We start from the raw sequence: 281 nt of genomic DNA, 5'->3' as shown, positions 1-281 counted from the left end.
CTTTCTGTTCCATAACAGGTGTCCACTAGTTGAAAAGGTGGGCACCTACGTTACCAATACAGGCTTAATGGCTACATACGGCGGTCAGTTTACGCTTACACTCATATTGAAGTGGCACACTGAATTTGGCCACCTGAACAGAGGTGATATGCTCACCTCAGAACAACACAGGTGCTCCAATGAAAAAAAGAAATTTTAGCGCAGAGTTTAAACGCGAATCCGCTCAACTGGTTGTTGACCAGAAATACACGGTGGCAGATGCCGCCAAAGCTATGGATGTT

At 45.6% G+C, this 281-nt stretch carries 1 protein-coding gene; it reads left to right on the top strand.

Going from position 1 to position 281, the window contains the following annotated elements:
* Positions 1 to 179: 179 nt before the first annotated feature.
* Positions 180 to 281, top strand: a 102-nt coding sequence (locus BGK49_RS19045; protein ID WP_069375680.1) for an IS3 family transposase, incomplete at its 3' end; no start/stop codon positions are given.

This window comes from Shigella sp. FC1544 (assembly GCF_001722145.1).
Taxonomy (GTDB): Bacteria; Pseudomonadota; Gammaproteobacteria; order Enterobacterales; family Enterobacteriaceae; genus Escherichia; species Escherichia coli.
This window is presented reverse-complemented; position numbering and strand designations above follow the sequence as displayed.